This window comes from Mesonia hippocampi, from assembly GCF_014197445.1.
Taxonomy (GTDB): Bacteria; Bacteroidota; Bacteroidia; order Flavobacteriales; family Flavobacteriaceae; genus Mesonia; species Mesonia hippocampi.
This window is the reverse complement of the sequence record NZ_JACIFO010000020.1, coordinates 1,489-4,722: the sequence shown is the minus strand read 5'-3', so window position 1 is coordinate 4,722 and position 3,234 is coordinate 1,489. Positions and strand designations below refer to the sequence as shown.

General features: G+C 46.4%; 2 tRNA genes and 2 rRNA genes (1 of these 4 only partly in view). All 4 read left to right on the top strand.

Features of this window, described 5'->3' with window-relative positions:
* Positions 1 to 1,062, top strand: a 16S ribosomal RNA gene (locus GGR32_RS11905); the annotation flags it as partial.
* Positions 1,063 to 1,150: 88 nt separating this feature from the next.
* A tRNA-Ile gene (locus tag GGR32_RS11900) sits at positions 1,151 to 1,224 on the top strand.
* A gap of 119 nt (positions 1,225 to 1,343) precedes the next feature.
* Positions 1,344 to 1,417, top strand: a tRNA-Ala gene (locus GGR32_RS11895).
* 121 nt (positions 1,418 to 1,538) lie between these two features.
* Positions 1,539 to 3,234: ribosomal RNA gene (locus GGR32_RS11890) — 23S ribosomal RNA — on the top strand; it runs 1,233 nt beyond the window's last position.

The window sequence follows — 3,234 nt, the reverse complement described above, 5'->3', positions numbered from 1 at the left end:
GTACTCAGATGACGGTACTGTAAGAATAAGCATCGGCTAACTCCGTGCCAGCAGCCGCGGTAATACGGAGGATGCAAGCGTTATCCGGAATCATTGGGTTTAAAGGGTCCGTAGGCGGGTAAATAAGTCAGTGGTGAAAGTCTGTCGCTTAACGATAGAATTGCCATTGATACTGTTTATCTAGAGTTATTATGAAGTGGTTAGAATGGGTAGTGTAGCGGTGAAATGCATAGATATTACTCAGAATACCGATTGCGAAGGCAGATCACTAATAATATACTGACGCTGATGGACGAAAGCGTAGGTAGCGAACAGGATTAGATACCCTGGTAGTCTACGCAGTAAACGATGGTCACTAGCTGTTCGGATCGATTAAGATTTGAGTGGTTAAGCGAAAGTGATAAGTGACCCACCTGGGGAGTACGTTCGCAAGAATGAAACTCAAAGGAATTGACGGGGGCCCGCACAAGCGGTGGAGCATGTGGTTTAATTCGATGATACGCGAGGAACCTTACCAGGGCTTAAATGTAGAGTGACGTATTTGGAAACAGATATTTCTTCGGACACTTTACAAGGTGCTGCATGGTTGTCGTCAGCTCGTGCCGTGAGGTGTCAGGTTAAGTCCTATAACGAGCGCAACCCCTGTGGTTAGTTGCCATCAAGTAATGTTGGGCACTCTAGCCAGACTGCCGGTGCAAACCGTGAGGAAGGTGGGGATGACGTCAAATCATCACGGCCCTTACGTCCTGGGCTACACACGTGCTACAATGGTAGGGACAGAGAGCAGCCACTTGGCGACAAGGAGCGAATCTATAAACCCTATCACAGTTCGGATCGGAGTCTGCAACTCGACTCCGTGAAGCTGGAATCGCTAGTAATCGCAGATCAGCCATGCTGCGGTGAATACGTTCCCGGGCCTTGTACACACCGCCCGTCAAGCCATGGAAGCTGGGGGTACCTGAAGTCCGTTACCGCAAGGAGCGGCCTAGGGTAAAACTGGTAACTGGGGCTAAGTCGTAACAAGGTAGCCGTACCGGAAGGTGCGGCTGGAACACCTCCTTTCTAGAGAAAATCTTGAAAAAGATGATAACATTTGTTATGAAGAAGAATTTAGAAGTTATTTAGCTTTATTTTACTGTTAAGATATTGCAGTCTCATAGCTCAGCTGGTTAGAGCGCTACACTGATAATGTAGAGGTCGGCAGTTCGAGTCTGCCTGAGACTACGAAAAAAGAAGTTCATTAAGAAATATTGGAAATTTTAGAAGTTGGGTATCCCAAGTTGACGCATAAGGTCATCAATTAACTGATAACTGTTAACTGATAGTCGCTTGCTAAGATTTATGGGGAATTAGCTCAGCTGGCTAGAGCGCCTGCCTTGCACGCAGGAGGTCATCGGTTCGACTCCGATATTCTCCACAAGGACGTAAGTCCAGAAGTTCATTGACATATTGAAAGAATAAAAGATACGAGAGAAAAAAGAATCTGTTATCGAGAGATAACGAGGATAAAAATATAAATAAAAGCAATTAGGTAAAAAGCATAAGCTTGATAAGGGCGTATGGGGGATGCCTAGGCTCTCAGAGGCGAAGAAGGACGTGATAAGCTGCGAAAAGCTGCGGGGATTGGCACATACGAATTGATCCGCAGATATCCGAATGGGGCAACCCGGTATATTGAAGATATATCACCCGAAAGGGGGCGAACCCGGCGAACTGAAACATCTAAGTAGCCGGAGGAGAAGAAAACAATAGTGATTACGCTAGTAGTGGCGAGCGAACGCGTAGTAGCCCAAACCAATTAGTTTACGGACTAATTGGGGTTGTAGGACCACGACATTGTTATTAGTATGAACTAGAATGCTTTGGAAAGAGCAACCATAGAAGGTGACAGTCCAGTATAGGTAAAATATTAATAATATAGTGGTATCCTGAGTAGTGCGGGGCACGTGAAACCCTGTATGAATTAGGCGGGACCATCCGCTAAGGCTAAATACTCCTGAGAGACCGATAGTGAACCAGTACCGTGAGGGAAAGGTGAAAAGAACCCTGAACAAGGGAGTGAAATAGACCCTGAAACCATACGCTTACAAGCGGTCGGAGCCCATAAGGGTGACGGCGTGCCTTTTGCATAATGAGCCTACGAGTTACCAGTATCAGCGAGGTTAAGCCCTTCAGGGGTGTATCCGTAGCGAAAGCGAGTCTGAATAGGGCGTATAGTTGGTATTGGTAGACGCGAAACCGAGTGATCTACCCATGGGCAGGTTGAAGCTTTGTTAACCCAAAGTGGAGGACCGAACCCGTTGACGTTGAAAAGTCTTGGGATGACCTGTGGGTAGGGGTGAAAGGCCAATCAAACTCGGAAATAGCTCGTACTCCCCGAAATGCATTTAGGTGCAGCGGTAATAAAGTTTTATAGAGGTAGAGCTACTGATTGGATGCGGGGGCTTCACCGCCTACCAATTCCTGACAAACTCCGAATGCTATAAAATGATTATTACCAGTGAGGGCATGGGTGCTAAGGTCCATGTCCGAGAGGGAAAGAACCCAGACCATCAGCTAAGGTCCCCAAATGTATGTTAAGTTGAATAAACGCGGTTGAACTGCTTAGACAGCTAGGATGTTGGCTTGGAAGCAGCCATTCATTTAAAGAGTGCGTAACAGCTCACTAGTCGAGCGGTTCGGCATGGATAATAATCGGGCATAAACATACTACCGAAGCTATGGATTTCATATTAGATATGGAGTGGTAGGGGAGCATTGTAATTGATTAGAAGGTGAACTGTGAGGTTTGCTGGATTAATTACAAAAGAAAATGTAGGCATAAGTAACGATAATGCGGGCGAGAAACCCGCACGCCGAAAGACCAAGGTTTCCTCAGCTATGCTAATCAGCTGAGGGTTAGTCGGGACCTAAGGCGAACCCGAAAGGGGTAGTCGATGGACAAGCAGTTAATATTCTGCTACCTGCTTTATATTAAAAGAGACGGAGTTGAGAATTAGGTGCGTGCTGACGGAAATGCACGTTGAAGTATTTGTTAAGAATACGATAGTACACTTAAGCTACGGCGGCGGTGATAATCCTAAGGATGAACTTCCAAGAAAATCGAATAAAGCAGCCCGTACCCTAAACCGACACAGGTGGTTGGGAAGAGAATTCTAAGGCGCTCGAGAGATTCATGGCTAAGGAACTAGGCAAAATCGACCCGTAACTTCGGGAGAAGGGTCGCCTTCCCTC